Raw genomic sequence first — 15,624 nt, forward strand, 5'->3', positions numbered from 1 at the left:
TTGACACCGCCAAACCGGGCAGGTTGGCAGAGCCCGCCGACGCGGCGAGGGACCCAGAACCAACACCCCGCATGGTCCGGTCGGACACGACGAACCACGTGGCCGGCCGCGCTGGCCCGTCACCAACCCGGGCAAGCACAAGGGCCGGCCGCGCGGGCCGGCCCTTCGCGTGTCGTTCAGGCCTAAGCGGTCGCCACGCCTCCGTTGTCGCCGCCGGGCTGGACCGAGATGGCGCCCGACAGCACCGCCTGTGCCTCCGGGTGGCCTGCGGCCGCTGCGGCCTCGAACCACGGGAGGGCCGCCTCTGTCTTCCCGCTCTGCTGGAGCAGGACGGCGGAGTTCCACATCGCTGGGACGTGGCCGGCGTTGGCGGCGGCTAGGAATAGGCGTTCGGCGTCGATGAGGGCGCCGGTTTGGGCTGCTACGACGCCGAGTGCGTAGGCGCCTGAGGGGTCGCCGGCGTTCATTGCGCGCTGGAAGGCTTCTGCGGCTCCCTGCTGGTCGCCGGTCGCCAGGAGGACCTGGCCGTAGACGACCTCTGCGCCGGGGGCGTCGGATTCGCGGCCGCGTTCGGCTGCTGAGAGTGCCTCCTCGACCTCGCCGCGGGCTAGGGATAGGAGGGCGAAGTTCACCTGGGCGTGGCCGTCGCCGTCTTCGGCGCCGCGCTTGAAGCAGTCCATCGCTTCCTCGACCTCGCCCTGCATCAGGAGGACGTTGCCCAGGTTGTTCACCGCTCGGACTTCGCCGGCCTCGACTGCCTTGCGGTACCACTCGGCGGCTTGGGCCAGGTCGCCGCGGCGTTGGGCCAGGACGCCGATGTTCGCCATCGCTGAGCCGACTTCGGCTTCGGCGCCGCGGCGGTACCAGAACTCGGCCTCGGCCGGGTTGTCCCAGTGGTTCATGCGTCCCAGGTTCACCGCGGCTTCTGACGAGCCCAGGGCGACCGCCTGGCTCAGCCAGGCCACTGCGGCGTCGTTCTCGCCGCGGACCGCCAGGAGGGTGCCCAGGTTGTTCGCGGCCTCGGCTTCGCCGAGTTCGGCCGCTGCCGCGTACCAGCGGACTGCCTGGTCGAAGTCGTCACGGGCCTGATACACCAGGCCCAGGCCGAACATCGCTGCGCGGGTGCCGCCGGCGGCCGCCGGGGCGAACACCGCCTCGGCCGCCTCCAGGTTTCCGGCCTCGAAGGCCAGGAACCCCGCGGCCACCACCGGGTCGGCGTCGAACGCCGCGGAGGGCGCCTGCGTCTCCAGTTCCGTCACCGCATCGGCGCCACCGACCTGGAGCCCGTCGGCCTCTTCCGCCCCGCCGCCGAACTGCTGCTCTACCTCGGCCACGCTAGCCTCTCCCAAAATTCGAGCCACTATCCCCACCCGGCGACCCTCGCCGAGGAACCAGCAAAGAAAATCACACCGGCCGACAACCGGACGACAACGGGAGTATCCGGCACTACCCCCGCCGCACGCCAGTCACCACACCGGATCAAGTTCGGACCGCGGCCGTGCGGCGGGCCGCGCGCGTCCGACCTGGACCTTCGCCGAGCCCGGCGACGGCGCCGGTTCCGTTGCCTCAAGTACCGGCGCGTCACGCGCCGGACATCAGCCGGCCGTATCCGGGAAACCCGCGCGACATGCCTCGGTCGGCGCGCGCCGGCGCCGGGTGCCGCCGACCCTCACCGAGCGCCCTCGGCGGCGGCCCGAACCAGCGCTCTGACCTGCGCCGTTACCCCGCAAGAGTGCCAACCTGTCGTGTCGCACGACGAAGACCGTCAGGTCGTGGATGATATGCGCATGCGTTCCCCCGTCACGCTCCACGGCAACCTGTGCCGCCTGGAGCTCATGCGACCGGACCACATCGACGGTTTGCTGTTCGCGGCCACCGCCGACCGGTCCACGTACGACTTCACCTACGTGCCGCGCGACCACGACGCAGTCGTCCGGTACGTGGCCCTGGCGACCTCGGACTTCGCCGCCGGTGTCGCCGTCCCCTTCACCACCATCGCGATCGATCCGCTGACCGGCGAGGAACGCATCGTGGGCACCTCCCGCCTGCGCGAACTCGAATACTGGCGGGCCGGGGTCTGGCCGCCCCGGCACGGGCACGTCAATCCGGACGGCCGCCCGGACGCCGCCGAGATCGGCTCCACCTGGCTGCATCCCTCGGCCCAGCGCACCGGCATCAACACCGAGGCCAAGCTGATGATGCTCACCTACGCCTTCGAGACCTGGGACGTGCACCGCGTCAGCCTCAAGACCGACGTGCGCAACACCCGCAGCCGGGCCGCGATCAGCGCCCTGGGCGCGCAGTTCGAGGGCATCAAGCGGGCGCACTTCCCGGCCGCCGACGGAGGCGTGCGCGACAGCGCCCTGTTCTCCATCGTCCGCGCCGAGTGGCCGGCCGCCAAGGCCAACCTGGAGGCCCGCCTCCAGCGCTACCTGGACCGCGCCACCACCGCGGCCCTGGAGCCGACGCTGGAGCCGGCCCCGGCGGTCACGACCGTCGAGCCGCACCTGGTCGAACCGCTGCCGCTGGACACCACCGTCGAGACCGCCCCGGTCGCCCCGGTAGTACAAGCGCCAGCCATTCCGGCGGCTTAGAGCTCGACGCACCAGTAGCACGACCGGCGAGCCTCACAGAGGTCCGTCGGCCGGACAGCGGGCCTCAGACAGGCTCGTAGACGACCACCGACCACCCATCCGGCCCGGTCACCGAGAACCGCACCTCATGCGGACCGGCGACCGGGCCGGCGACGTCGTAGCCAGCTGCCGCCAGCCGCTCGGCGGTGCCCGCCGCGTCCGCGACCTTCACCATCACCTGCGCCGCCCCCGACGACTCGGCCCCGGAGGCCAGAGCCAGGCGCGCGCCGCCCAGGTCGAACTGGGCCCAGCGCTCGCCGTCCACGAAGGTCGGCTCGATGCCCAGCACCGCTGCCAGGAACCGCACGCCGTCCTCCAGCCGCGCCGCCGGGAACACCGACGCCACGCTCAGGGCCTTCTCGTCCGCCATCCCATTCTCCCTCTCTGACGGTGCGTCAGGTTAGCCGAACCGGCGTCACTTCGGAGCCCCCGGAATCCCGAGATAGTGCGCCCAGTACAGCCACCCGACGAAGGTCACGCTGTCGATCAGCCCGTGCGCCACCACCAGCGGCATCACCCGGCCCCAGCGCCGGTAGGCGCGGCAGAAGATCAACCCCATGACGAAGTTCCCGACGAACCCGCCGAAACCCTGGTAAAGGTGATACGACCCGCGCACCAGCGAGGACATGATCTCCGACCTGGTCCGGGAGAACCCCAGCTGCTCGAACCGGCGCAGCAGGTACCCCAGGACCACGACCTCCTCGGTGACCCCGTTCCGGAACGCGTCCAGCAGCAGGACCGGCACCCGCCACCACACGTCCGGCAGCGTGGTCGGGATCACCGTCGCGTTGAGGTTGAGGGCGTGCGCGACCACGTAAAGCCCCAGCCCCGCCGAGCCGATCCCGGCCGCCACCACCGCGCCGCGGGCCCAGTCCCGCCAGCCGCCGGCCAGGTCGAACCCGAGCGTGCGCAGCGAGGCGTTGTCCCGCAGCAGCAGGTACGCCACCAGCGCCACGATCGCGACGCTGAACCCGAGGTCGAGCACCTGGTAGGTGAAGTCCAGCCAGGGCCGCGAGGACTGCGAGGCGTTCAGCCCGGCCGCCTGCTGGTTCAGCGCCTGCTTCGCGGTCAGCTTCGCGATGATCGACACGAAGGAGTACACCGCGGACTGGCCGAACGACAGCGCCAGCACCACCAGGACCTCGAACCGCACCAGCGTCCGCCACCGCGCCTCGGACACCGGCCCGCCCCCCGTGGGCGCCACGCCCTCGTCCACCACCGCCACGCCGGCTCCTCACCCTCGTCCGCTGCGTCGTCTTCGACTGACGTAACGCATCATCGCAGCCGAACCGCTGAACGAGTCCGAACGGACCTGAACGGACCTGATCGGGCCGACGGGCGTGATCGGTAGACCTGACGTCACCGCGCACGGACCCACCGTTACCTTCAAGTAACAAAGTGGGCGCGGACAACCGGTAAAACCCGCTGTCTCTTGTCCGCCGGTTCACGGCCGAACTACTGTTCCGCAGCAGCGGCGCATATGCGGACGCACACCCCTTGACTAAAGCTCTGACCACGGGCTTGACCACACCGAAAGATCCGATGAAAGGCGCACCGATGCGGCGGCGGCGAACCGATCCGGACCCGGGCTCAGCCCGGCGTCCAGGTATGCGCCGGCGCGCCGGTGAGCATCAGGTCCGCATAGGCGATCGTCAGCCGCTCCAGGGCCGTGGCCCGCTCCACGCCCTCGCCGTCGACCAGCCGGTGGAACTCCCCGGACAGCCAGGTCGCCCCGTTGCGTCCGGTGACGCAGCGGCCCTCGATGATCCCCAGGAACTCGTCCCGGTCGCGCGGATCGATGCCCAGGGCGTCCAGCCCGCGCCGCGCCGCCGGCAGCAGCTCGGTGAGCACCAGCTCCCGCACCGGAACCGGGCCGCTGTACCGGTCCCGGCGCCAGGCGAGCTCGGCGGCCAGGCCGAAGCGCGCCGCATGGTGCAGGTTGCGCGCGGCGTCGTCGAAGTCCAGGTGCCCCCACACCGGGTCGGGGTCGTCCATCATCGCCGTCACGCAGCCGTAGAAGAACGCGGCGTTGGCCAGCACGTCCACGACCGTCGGGCCGGCCGGCAGCACCCGGTTCTCCACCCGCAGGTGCGGCTTGCCGCGGGCCACGTCGTAGATCGGCCGGTTCCAGCGGTACACCGTGCCGTTGTGCAGCTTGAGCTCCGGCAGATGCGGAATCCCGCCCTCGGCCAGCACCTTCTCGGGATCCTCGTCGGAGGACACCGGCAGCAGCGCCGTGAAGTACCGCAGGTTCTCCTCGAACAGGTCCAGCGGCGAGGAGATCCAGCGCTCCCCGAACCACACCCGCGGCCGCACGCCCTGCGCCGCCAGCTCCTCCACCCGGAAGTCGGTGGCCTGCTCGAACAGCGGGATCCGGGTCTCGGCCCACAGCTCCCGGCCGAACAGGAACGGCGAGTTCGCCCCGAGCGCCACCTGCACCCCGGCCAGGGCCTGCGCGGCGTTCCAGGCGGGAGCGAAGGTCTCCGGCGAGACCTGCAGGTGGAACTGCACCGAGGTGTTGCAGGCCTCCGGCATGATCGAGGCGAACGTGGTGCGCAGCCGCTCCACGCCGTCGATCTGGACCAGGAAGTCCTCGCCGCGGACCTGCGCTATCTCGTCGTTGAGCAGGAAGTAGCGGTCCTCGGCGGAGAAGTTCTCGACCACCATGTGCGCCTCGTCCAGGGTCGGCAGGATGCCGATCATCAGGATCCTGGCGCCGGCGGCGCGCGCCTGGCGGTCGGCGTAGGCCAGCGAGGTGCGCAGCTCCTCGGCCAGCTCGGAGAACACCGTGCCGACCAGCTTGTGCGGGGCGATGTTCACCTCCAGGTTGAACTGCCCCAGCTCGGTCTGGAAGTCGGGGCTGGCGATGCGCGCGAGCACGTCCTCGTTCACCATCACCGGCCGGCCGATCGGGTCCACCAGGTCCAGCTCCAGCTCCACGCCCATCAGCGTGCGGCCGCGCTCGAACCGGTCCTCGGCGAGCATGCGGCGGAACACTTCGAAGCCTGCGCGCAACCGTTCCCGGAATCTCGTCCGATCCGCCCCGGTGAATTCGGTCGCGACCACACGCTCGCCCACAGGCGCGCCCCTTTGCCGTCCAGGCCCGCAGTAGTAGCGCGGGACGCCGTCATCACACCGACATACCAACTCAGAAACTCAGACTACTGTCGGACATTCAGCAACGAAAGGGATCGTGACCCCCGTGGCAGGCAGGCACCGGTCCTATGAGGGCCCCAGCAACTCCTCCCGCGGCCGCGGGGGCGGCTCCGGCGGATCGTCGTTCCCGACCGGGCTCGTGGCGCTCGGGGCGGCGCTCGTGCTGGCCGCCGGCGGCGGATACGTGCTCTACACCAAGAAGCACAGCTCCACGAGCAACGCCGGCAGCGGTAACACCCCGCCGGCCTCCAGCAGCTCGTGCGGGACGCCGACCACGCTGAACGTGGACGCCAACCCCGACGTCTACACCGCGGTCAAGGCGGTCGCCGACGCGATGGCGGACCCCTGTGTGCACGTCAACGTCACCAGCGCCGAGGCCTCGGCCGTGGAGGCGTACCTGGCCGGCACCGCCAAGGGCGGCGACGTCACCAGCGCGCCGGACGTGTGGATCCCGGACAGCAGCATGTGGATCGACGTCGCGCACGGCAACGGCGTGAAGACGCTCGCGGCCAACCCCACGCCGATCGCGACCAGCCCGCTGGTGATCGGCATGCCCAAGCCGGTGGCCGCCGCGAACGGCTGGCCCGCCAAGCCGTTCGGCTGGAGCGACCTGCTCGCCAACTTCAAGAGCAACAAGCTCCAGAGCGCCGTTCCGGACCCCACCACCTCAGGGCCCGGTCTCGCCGCGATCACCATGCTGCGCGCCGCCGTCCTGGGCCCGGCCGGGGCCGACAAGACCAAGCAGGCGCAGGCTCTGCAGAACCTCACGCTGGTCTACCGGGTCATGAGCACCTCGGTGTCCAGCTCGATGAGCGCGCTGCTCACCAGCCTGCCGTCGGACGGCGCGACCGCCGCGGGCGCCGGCGGCGTGGCGGCCTTCCCGTCCACCGAGCAGAAGATCGCCGCCTACAACACGGCCAGCCCGGCCACCCCGCTGGTCGCCCTGTATCCCGCGGATCCGGGTCTGGGCACGATGATGATGGACTATCCGTACACCGCCAGCGCCAACCTGGACGCCGCGCACGCCAAGGCCGCGGCCGACTTCCAGAGCGTGCTGCAGAGCCCCGCGGCCGTCAACACCCTGCAGAAGGCGGGGTTCCGCGACCCGAAGGGCGCCGCGGCCGGCATCCTGACCGCCGCGAACGGCGTCAACCCGGCCGTGCCCGCGCTGGCCCCGGCCGACTCCACGCACACCGCGGCCGGCACCGCGCTGTCGGTGTGGAACGTGACCAGCGAGCAGACCCGCGGCCTGGTGGTCATGGACATCTCCGGCTCGATGGGGATGGCCGTGGCCGGCCAGGTCGACCCGAACACCCAGGCCCCGCTGACCCGGCTGCAGATCACGGCCGCGGCCTGCCTGGCCGGGCTGCCGCTGTTCGGCGACAGCTCCCAGCTGGGCCTGTGGACGTTCACCACCAAGGACACCGCCGACGGCGGCGGCACGGTGCACAACGAACTGGTCCCGATGGGCCCGCTGTCGGCGCCGGTGGGCAATTACCCGAACCGGCGCGCGGCGCTGAACGCGGCGCTGCAGCAGCTCGCGATCCAGCCGGGCAGCCGCAACGGGCTCTACGACACCATCCTGGACGCCTACAAGACGGTGCTGACCGGCTGGACGCCCAACGAGTCCAACGCGATCGTGGTGTTCACCGACGGCAAGGACGACGGCCTGAACTCGATGACCGCCGACCAGCTCATCGCCAAGCTCAACGCGCTCAAGACCGCCAACCCGAACCACCCGGTCCGGGTCATGATCGTGGCGCTGGGCAGCGGCGTGGACCTCACCACCCTGTCGAGGATCACCGCGGCCTCGAACGGCCAGGCGCTGCACGCCGACACGCCGGCGGACATCGGCTCGGCGGTCATCGCCGGCTTCGCGGGCCGACTGTCGGACCATTGAGCCACCCGATGAGCCACCGGATGAGCCATCCGGGGACACGCCGGGTGTCCGTCAGATAACCCAGGATCACCCTTAGGGAAGCCGTCCCTAAGAGCAAACACCGACCAGTAGAAAGCTCAAAGAGAGCTCAGAGCGACGAACCGCTGACAGCTCGGTCGCGTCTAGTCAGTAGTGACTACGTGACCGGGCCTCGGCGCCACACCAGAGCACTACATTCCCCGAATGCCCGAGTCACCTCGCCGGATTTCCCTGCGCTGAGCCGTGTGACGCGCGACACTAGGAGCACTGGTTCAGACCACAGGTACCAACCAAGGTTCAGACCACACCACGGCGGCCCCGCCGCAAGGCCGCCCCGAGAACGAAGAAGAACCACCATGACGACGATGACCGCCTCCCGACCCGGCTCCGCGCACGCGTGCCACCACCACCCCTGCTGTCCCGGCGCCGCCGCCAGCGACCGGGACGCCGCGCTGGTCGTGGTCGCGCACCCCGAGCAGGGCTGGTCGCTGCTGTGCAACGGGATCGTGCTGTTCGACGACACCGGCGAGCTGCTCCCCGACGGCCAGGCGATCGCGCCGCACCGCCCGACGGACCGCTTCGCGGCCTGAGGCCGCGTCGATCCACAGCGCGTTCCCGCTCGACCCATAGTTCGTTTCCGCGCACCACAGCTCGCCACAGCTCGCCACAGCTCGCCACAGCTCGCCACAGAGCAAGGACCTCCTCGGGGACATCCGGGTCCGGCCAGAGTCGGACCCGCAGCGCCCCCGATCGAGATCACACACCCTTCGAGGCCGCGCCGGGGCTCGACGCGCCGATCGCTCGCCCCGTGGATCGCTCGCCCCGTGGATCAGTGAACCGCCCACCCCTGGGGAACAATCGGGGGCATGGGGCGTGGGGCGGATCCTGTCGAGGTGGTACGGACCGAGGGCGCCCTCCGTTTCGCCTTCCTGGTCGGCAACGAGGGCTTCGCAGGACCCGAGCCCACCGAGCACGGACTCTCCTATCAGCGCGCTGACCTCCGCGTCGAGATCGGTTTCCACCATTCCAGCGGCCGCGATCTGGACGTCGCGACACGGCTCGTCGTGCGGTGCGAAGCCGGGTCGAGGCCTCGGAGCGTCGCGCTGGAGGCGGCCTACGTCACTTGCGGATTGGGATCGGCTCAGGACGTCCCGGGCGCCGCGCAGACGCTTCGCGCCCTGTCGAAACACCTCGCCGCGCAGGCCGTGGCATTGCGGAAGCTGATGGCAGTCCTGACGCCGGACCGCTCGCGAGAGGTGCTGTGCGCTTTGCGCCGCACCCGCACCGACCTTCAGCTGGCCCATCAGGCGGCGGACCGCGCCGACGCCATCGCGATGCGCCACTTCACCGCCGGCGACATGGCCTGGCAGCGGGCCAAGGCCGACGGCAGCCCCGTCACCGCCGCCGACCACGAGGTCGAACACACCGTTCGCACGCTGATCAACGAGGCCCGCCCCACGGACGCCTTCCTCGGCGAGGAGTTCGGCGCGCACGGCCGGTCCCGTCGGCGCTGGATCGTCGACCCGATCGACGGCACGGCCAGTTTCCTGGCCGGCGAGCCCGAGTGGGGCACGCTGATAGCCCTGGCCGACGGCGGCGTCGTGGTGCTCGGCATGGTCTCCGCGCCGGCCTGTGGGAGGCGATGGTGGGCCGCTCCCGGAGGCGGGGCCTGGACTGCCGCTCTGCCGACGGACTCGCCGCCCTCGTCGCCCTCGTCGCCCTCGTCGCCCTCGTCGCCCTCCAGGCTTGCCGTCACAGCCGCCACCAGCCTTCAGGACGCCGCCATCGGCATCTGGCCTCCGCCCGCGCGGCTGAGCGCTGACGACCGGCGGCTCGCCGCGGTCCTGGTCGCACAGGCCCGGACCACAGTTCCGGCGGTGGACTGGGACGGCCCGAACGCTTCTGCCTCCTCGGCCACCGTCCGCAAGCCGTCGACCGGGTCCGGGACCTGTCACGGTGCGCTGCTCGTCGCCACCGGCCGGCTCGACGCCTTCCTGCTCGTGGGCGCAGGACCCTGGGACGTCGCGGCCCTCGTGCCGATCGTCCGGGAAGCCGGCGGCGCCTACAGCGAGCTGTCAGAGGGCCGGGGCGGCGACACCATGACCGCGTTGTTCTCCGCCCCGAGCATTCATCAGCAGATCTTGGACATCGCAAACAGCTGCTGAAGGCGCTTGATGTGCGCGATGTTCCCCAGGTAGTAGCGGTCGTGGCCCTCGGCGACGTGCTGCGAGAACGCCGGATGGCCTGCGGCTGCCTGGCTGCGCATGAAGCCGACCAGGTGCTCCAGCCGGGCGATCGCGGTGTCGAGCAAGACGGCCCGATCGCGCGCGCCGAGGCCGTAGGCGTCGACGAACAGCGCCAAGCGCCGGGCCTGCTCCTCGGGCGGCGCGCCGTCCTCGACGAGTTGGACGAAGCGGTAGGCCGCGTAGGCGACGTCCCAGACGCGTGGCGCGGGGTGCGCGGTGTCGAAGTCGATGAACGCCACCGGACGGCCGTCGCGGAAGACGGTGTTGTAGGGCGCCACGTCTCCGTGGCAGATCACCTCGGACGGCTCGCGGGGCTCGAAATACCAAGTGGCTCCGGCCGGCGGGACGAAGCCGGCGGTCGCGTCGTGCAGGCCGCGCAGCAGGGCTCCGACCTCGGCCAACGCTTCGTCGGAGACGACGGCCTCGGAGCCCGGGACATCGCCGGGCACGAAATCGAGGATCTCGCGTCCTCCGGCGTCGAAGCCATGGGCTCGGGGCGCTCCGTGGAAGCTCTTGGCGGCCAGGTGCTCCAGCACGGCGTGCACGACCGGCGTCCACTCCCCCGCCGGCCGGTGGACGCGGTCACCGATGCGCAGGATGGTGTTCACGCCGCCTGTCATCGGTTCGCCGGTCATTCGAAGATCGTGCCACACCGCTGGGGCTCGACCCGGCGAGCTAGCGGCCACGAACAAAAAGATTCGCTTCGCCGCCGCGGTTCGCTATTCTCAGCACCATGTTCCACACCTCATGTGCGTAAGGACCCATGTCGACCGCCGCGGCCACCGGCCGTGACGCGGTCCGTCGGTGTCCCTGCACATGATCTCCCGGTGAGGAACCACTCCCTTGTCTTCGTACCTGGCGGTACTCCGCCTGCCCTTTGCCGCGCGCACTTTCGCCACGGCTCTCATTGGACGGCTGTCCTACGGCACGGTCGTCCTGTCCCTGACCCTCGCTCTGGCGTCCGGCCGCGGCTCGGTCGGCCGCGCCGGTGCGGTGGTGGCAGTCTTCGCGCTGTCGGTCGCGGCCCTGGCACCGGTACGTGCCCGGCTGATCGACCGCCACGGCATCCGCCCGACCCTGCTCCCCCTGGCGCTGACGTACGCCGGCGCGCTGCTGGGCCTGACCGCCGCCACCTGGCGTCCCGGCGCCCCGCTGTGGCTCCTGGAGGCCCTGGCCCTCGCGGCCGGTGCCACGGCTCCCCCGCTCGGCCCGACGATGCGCACCCTGTGGCGCACGATGTGCGGCGACGACCAGGCGCTGACGCAGCGCGCGTTCAGCCTGGACACCGTCGCCGAGGAGGTGATCGGCGTCAGCGGGCCGCTGCTGGTCGGGGGGCTGATCCTGGTCGCGGACCCGGCGTTCGGCGTGCTGCTGAGCGCGGTGCTGGTCGCCGTCGGGACGGTGGCGCTGATGACGTCCCCCGTGATCAGTACGGTCGCGGCACAGACCACTGCCACCAGCCCCACCAACCCCGCCGAGCCCGCTGGCGCGTCGCGGATCAGCCGGGCCGGCCGGCGCCGAGGCGACGAGCGCCGCACCCTGTCCCGCATCGCGGAGCCCGTCTTCGCCGCCACCGGCCTGGGCCTGGGCTTGGGCGCACAGAGCCTGGCCATCGTGGCGTTCGCGATGCGGCACCACCAACCGTCGGCGATCGCCTGGGCCGACGCCGGCATGTCCGTCGGCAGCATCCTCGGCGGCCTCGCCTACGGCACCGTCGCCTGGCGCGTCCCCAACCGCACCCGCCTGCCCCTGCTGACCGCCGCCCTCGGCCTGAGCGTGGCTGTAGCAGCCCTGGCCCCGAACGTCTGGGTCCTGACCGCTATCACCACCGCCTCAGGCGTCTTCGTCTCCCCCCTGATGACCTGCACCTACCTCGTCGCCGACGAACTAGCCACCACCCACACCCGCACCAGCGCCGGCATGTGGGTCAACAACGCCTTCAACGCCGGCTCCTCCGCCGGCTACGCGGCGATGGGCCCAGCCCTGGCCCGCCTCCCCCTCTCCGCCTGCTTCACCATCGCCGCCGCCCCCGTCCTGCTAGCCGCCACCCTCACCCGCGCCTGGCGCGCCCGAAGCACCGCCGCACAGCCACTCGACGCGCTCGAACCGAACAGCGACGCCGTGCCCCTGGCCGCCTAACGCACGTCGGAGGCCCGCACGCCCACACCAAAACGCCCCGCAGACCACGAACTCGGTCTGCGGGGCGCCAAGGGTTCGCCTTACGGGAACGCCACCGCGCTCACCGAACCAGCCTCAAGCCATCAGTCTCAAGCCATCAGCCCTCAAAAGCCTCCGGCGCCGGGCAAGAACACACCAGGTTCCGGTCCCCATAGGCACCGTCGATGCGTCGCACCGGCGGCCAGTACTTGTCCGCCGGGTTCACGCCGGCCGGGAACACCGCCTCGGCGCGCTCGTAGCCGTGCTTCCAGTCGCCGACCAGGGTGGCGGCGGTGTGCGGGGCCTGGCGGAGCGGGTTGTCTTCGCGGTCCAGGTCGCCGGCGGCGACGCGGTCGATCTCGCCCTTGATGGCGAGCATCGCGTCGCAGAAGCGGTCCAGCTCGGCCAGGTCCTCGCTCTCGGTGGGCTCGATCATCAGGGTGCCGGCCACCGGGAAGGACATCGTCGGGGCGTGGAAGCCGTAGTCGATCAGGCGCTTGGCCACGTCGTCGACGGTGACGCCGGTGTCCTTGGTGATCTGGCGCAGGTCGATGATGCACTCGTGCGCGACCAGGCCGTTCGGGCCGGTGTAGAGCACCGGGTAGTGCTCCGACAGGCGCTTGGCCACGTAGTTCGCCGCGAGGATCGCGTGCTGCGTCGCGCTGCGCAGGCCCTCGGCGCCCATCAGGCGGATGTACGCCCACGGGATCGGCAGGATGCCCGCCGAGCCCCACGGCGCCGCCGAGACCGGGCCGACGCCGCCACCCTCGGGACGCGGCCCCGCGATCGGGTGCAGGGGGTGATTCGGCAGGTACGGCGCCAGGTGCGCGCGGACGCCGACCGGGCCGACGCCCGGGCCGCCACCGCCATGCGGGATGCAGAAGGTCTTGTGCAGGTTCAGGTGCGAGACGTCGCCGCCGAAGGAGCCGGGCTTGGCCAGGCCGACCATGGCGTTCAGGTTCGCGCCGTCCACGTAGACCTGGCCGCCGGCGGCGTGCACCAGGTCGCAGATCTCGGTGACCTCCTCCTCGAACACGCCGTGCGTCGAGGGGTAGGTGATCATCAGCACGCTGAGCTGGTCGCGGTGCTTCTCGATCTTCGCCTTCAGGTCGGTGACGTCGACCGAGCCGTCCTCGCGGGCCGCCACGACCACCACGCGCATGCCGGCCATCACCGCGGAGGCGGCGTTGGTGCCGTGCGCCGAGGACGGGATCAGGCACACGTCGCGCTGCTCCTGCCCCTGGTCGCGGTGGTAGGCGCGCACGGCCAGCAGCCCGGCCAGCTCGCCCTGCGAGCCGGCGTTCGGCTGCACCGACACCCGCGCGTAGCCGGTGACCTCGGCCAGCCAGCCCTCCAGCTGCCCGATCAGCGACAGGTAGCCCGAGGCCTGGTCCAGCGGCGCGAAGGGGTGGATGGCCCCGAACTCCGGCCAGGTGATCGGCTCCATCTCGGTGGTCGCGTTCAGCTTCATCGTGCACGAGCCGAGCGGGATCATCGACCGGTCCAGCGCGATGTCGCGGTCGGCGAGCTTGCGCAGGTAGCGCAGCATCGCGGTCTCGGAGCGGTGCGCGTGGAAGACCGGGTGGGTCAGGAACGCGGTGCCGCGCACGTGCTCGCCGAGCGCGTCCTCGGTGCCGCGGTCGAGCTCGTGGACGCCCGAAGCCTCCTTACCGGTGACGCCGAAGGCCGACCACACGGCCCGCAGGTCGGCCCAGTCGGTGGTCTCGTCGCAGGACACGCCGACGGTGTCCTCGTCGACCAGCCGCAGGTTCACGCCCGCGGACAGCGCCGCGCGCCACACCTCGGCGGCCCGGCCCGGCACCCGCACCGTCAGGGTGTCGAAGAACGCGGTCGGCACGACCTCGACCCCGGCCTCGCGCAGCCCCGCGGCCAGCACCGCGGTGTAGCGGTGGGTGCGGCGGGCGATCGCGGTCAGGCCCTCGGGGCCGTGGTACACCGCGTACATCCCGGCGATCACGGCCAGCAGCACCTGCGCGGTACAGATGTTGGACGTCGCCTTCTCGCGGCGGATGTGCTGCTCGCGGGTCTGCAACGCGAGCCGCAGCGCCTGCTGACCGTCGACGTCCACGGACACCCCGACCAGGCGTCCGGGCAGCGAGCGGGACAGGTTCTCGCGCACCGCCATGTAGCCGGCGTGCGGGCCGCCGAAGCCCAGCGGCACGCCGAAGCGCTGCGTGGAGCCGACCGCGATGTCGGCGCCGGCCTCGCCGGGCGAGGTGAGCAGGGTCAGGGACAGGATGTCGGCGGCCACCGCGACCAGCGCGCCGCGCGCGTGCGCGGCCGCGGCGATCGCCTTGAGGTCGCGGACCTGGCCGGAGGCGCCGGGGTACTGCACCAGCACGCCATAGAACTCACCCTCGGGCAGAACGACGTCTGCCCCGCCGGACGACAAGTCGGCGAGCGCCAGCTCGATGCCCAGCGGCTCGGCGCGGGTCTGCAGCACGGCCAGGGTCTGCGGGAAGACGTCGGCGTCGACCAGGAAGCGGTGCGACTTGGACTTGGTGGACCGGCGGGCCAGGGTCATGGCCTCGGCGGCGGCGGTGGCCTCGTCCAGCAGGGAGGCGTTGGCCACCGGCAGCCCGGCCAGGTCGGCGACCACGGTCTGGAAGTTGAGCAGCGCCTCCAGCCGGCCCTGGGAGATCTCCGGCTGGTAGGGGGTGTAGGCGGTGTACCAGGCCGGGTTCTCCAACACGTTGCGCAGGATCACCGGCGGGGTGAAGGTGCCGTGGTAGCCCAGGCCGATCATGGGGCGGAAGACGCGGTTGCGGCCGGCGATGTCGCGCAGCTCGGTCAGCACCTCGGACTCCGAGCGCGCCGGCGGCAGGTTGAGGCGCTCGGTGAGGCGGATGGAGCCGGGCACGGCGGCCTCGGTCAGGGCGTCGAGCGAGTCGTAGCCGAGCAGGGAGAGCATGCGGCCGGCGGCCTCGGGGTCCGGGCCGATGTGCCGGTCGGCGAACGGGGAGCTCTGCTCCAGCTCGACCAGCGTGGGGCGCGCGGCGGCGGGGGCGGAAGTCGCGGCGGTGGTGGCGGTGGCAGCGGTGGTGGCGTGGGAGTCCTGGCCGGTCGCGGGCTGGGCCGGCACCGAACCACCGGAACCGGCGGCGGAGTCGTCTCCGGCCGCGCCGTGCAGATCCGTGAGCACTGCGGTCACTGTTGTGGCCTCTCAGGCGGACGCTCTTAGACGTCGGGTGGTGGATTCGCGCCTCCCGCGGATCCGGCCTCCCCCTCTGTCATGGAACCTGAGAGTTTCACCGGGGACGGGCAGTCCTGCCGCGCCCACGGTTTACACCTTCGGTGAGGGCTTCCCTGCTGCTCGGCCCTGCTTTCCAGAGTTGCCTGCTCGAACGGTCCGTTTGCCTGAGAGTTTCCGGGGAGGGTTGCTCCTTCGGCGCCCCACGGGGGGTCTCTCCCGTCCGAGGTAGTCGGCAGTTACGACGGTATCAGCGCCACCACCGCCTGTTCTAATCCCGTTAACCGTTTGCCGTAGCCCCCC

Annotated in this window: 11 protein-coding genes and 2 riboswitches; of the genes, 5 read left to right on the top strand and 6 right to left on the bottom strand. The window is 71.4% G+C overall.

Going from position 1 to position 15,624, the window contains the following annotated elements; genetic code table 11:
• Positions 1-182: 182 nt before the first annotated feature.
• Positions 183-1,334 (bottom strand): tetratricopeptide repeat protein, encoded by a 1,152-nt coding sequence (locus ABH935_RS00005; protein WP_370375635.1) that lies wholly within the window; start codon positions 1,332-1,334, stop codon positions 183-185.
• A 453-nt stretch (positions 1,335-1,787) separates the two neighbouring features.
• On the opposite strand from ABH935_RS00005, the gene ABH935_RS00010 reads away from it, so the two are divergent.
• Positions 1,788-2,594, top strand: coding sequence for a GNAT family N-acetyltransferase (locus ABH935_RS00010; RefSeq protein WP_370375636.1), 807 nt, complete (start codon positions 1,788-1,790; stop codon positions 2,592-2,594).
• Positions 2,595-2,658: 64 nt separating this feature from the next.
• Here the strand turns inward: ABH935_RS00010 and ABH935_RS00015 are convergent, their stop codons facing one another.
• The 3 genes from ABH935_RS00015 to ABH935_RS00025 all read right to left on the bottom strand — a co-directional run bounded on the left by ABH935_RS00015 (position 2,659) and on the right by ABH935_RS00025 (position 5,711).
• Positions 2,659-3,003: a VOC family protein gene (locus ABH935_RS00015; protein ID WP_370375637.1), complete on the bottom strand. Its 345-nt coding sequence runs from the start codon at positions 3,001-3,003 to the stop codon at positions 2,659-2,661.
• Between the two features lie 45 nt (positions 3,004-3,048).
• A complete protein-coding gene (locus ABH935_RS00020; RefSeq protein WP_370376100.1) occupies positions 3,049-3,849 on the bottom strand; it encodes a CPBP family intramembrane glutamic endopeptidase in 801 nt (266 codons plus the stop codon).
• Between the two features lie 374 nt (positions 3,850-4,223).
• Positions 4,224-5,711 carry a glutamate-cysteine ligase family protein gene (locus ABH935_RS00025; RefSeq protein WP_370375638.1) on the bottom strand — a complete coding sequence of 496 codons (1,488 nt, stop codon included), beginning with the start codon at positions 5,709-5,711 and terminating at the stop codon, positions 4,224-4,226.
• A 124-nt stretch (positions 5,712-5,835) separates the two neighbouring features.
• Here ABH935_RS00025 and ABH935_RS00030 point away from each other — a divergent pair, with 124 nt between their 5' ends.
• The 3 genes from ABH935_RS00030 (at position 5,836) to ABH935_RS00040 (ending at position 9,872) form a co-directional block, all read left to right on the top strand.
• The gene (locus tag ABH935_RS00030) at positions 5,836-7,689 is read left to right on the top strand and encodes a substrate-binding and VWA domain-containing protein (protein ID WP_370375639.1); all 1,854 of its coding nucleotides are present in this window, start codon (positions 5,836-5,838) and stop codon (positions 7,687-7,689) included.
• Between the two features lie 374 nt (positions 7,690-8,063).
• A complete protein-coding gene (locus tag ABH935_RS00035; protein ID WP_370375640.1) occupies positions 8,064-8,297 on the top strand; it encodes a DUF5999 family protein in 234 nt (77 codons plus the stop codon).
• Positions 8,298-8,573: 276 nt separating this feature from the next.
• Positions 8,574-9,872: an inositol monophosphatase gene (locus tag ABH935_RS00040; protein WP_370375641.1), complete on the top strand. Its 1,299-nt coding sequence runs from the start codon at positions 8,574-8,576 to the stop codon at positions 9,870-9,872.
• On the opposite strand, the gene ABH935_RS00045 is transcribed toward ABH935_RS00040, so the two are convergent.
• Entirely contained in the window at positions 9,839-10,588 is a 750-nt protein-coding gene (locus ABH935_RS00045; RefSeq protein WP_370375642.1) for a phosphotransferase enzyme family protein, read from the bottom strand. The genes ABH935_RS00040 and ABH935_RS00045 overlap by 34 nt on opposite strands.
• Before the next feature lie 208 nt (positions 10,589-10,796).
• Here ABH935_RS00045 and ABH935_RS00050 point away from each other — a divergent pair, with 208 nt between their 5' ends.
• Complete coding sequence (locus ABH935_RS00050; protein WP_370375643.1) at positions 10,797-12,092, top strand: MFS transporter; 1,296 nt, start codon at positions 10,797-10,799, stop codon at positions 12,090-12,092.
• Between the two features lie 136 nt (positions 12,093-12,228).
• On the opposite strand, the gene gcvP is transcribed toward ABH935_RS00050, so the two are convergent.
• Complete coding sequence (gcvP, locus tag ABH935_RS00055) at positions 12,229-15,114, bottom strand: aminomethyl-transferring glycine dehydrogenase (protein ID WP_370376101.1); 2,886 nt, start codon at positions 15,112-15,114, stop codon at positions 12,229-12,231.
• A gap of 237 nt (positions 15,115-15,351) precedes the next feature.
• Positions 15,352-15,466, bottom strand: a riboswitch (glycine riboswitch).
• Positions 15,467-15,553: riboswitch (glycine riboswitch) on the bottom strand.
• Positions 15,554-15,624: the final 71 nt, after the last annotated feature.

Source organism: Catenulispora sp. GAS73 (assembly GCF_041262085.1).
Taxonomy (GTDB): domain Bacteria; phylum Actinomycetota; class Actinomycetes; order Streptomycetales; family Catenulisporaceae; genus Catenulispora.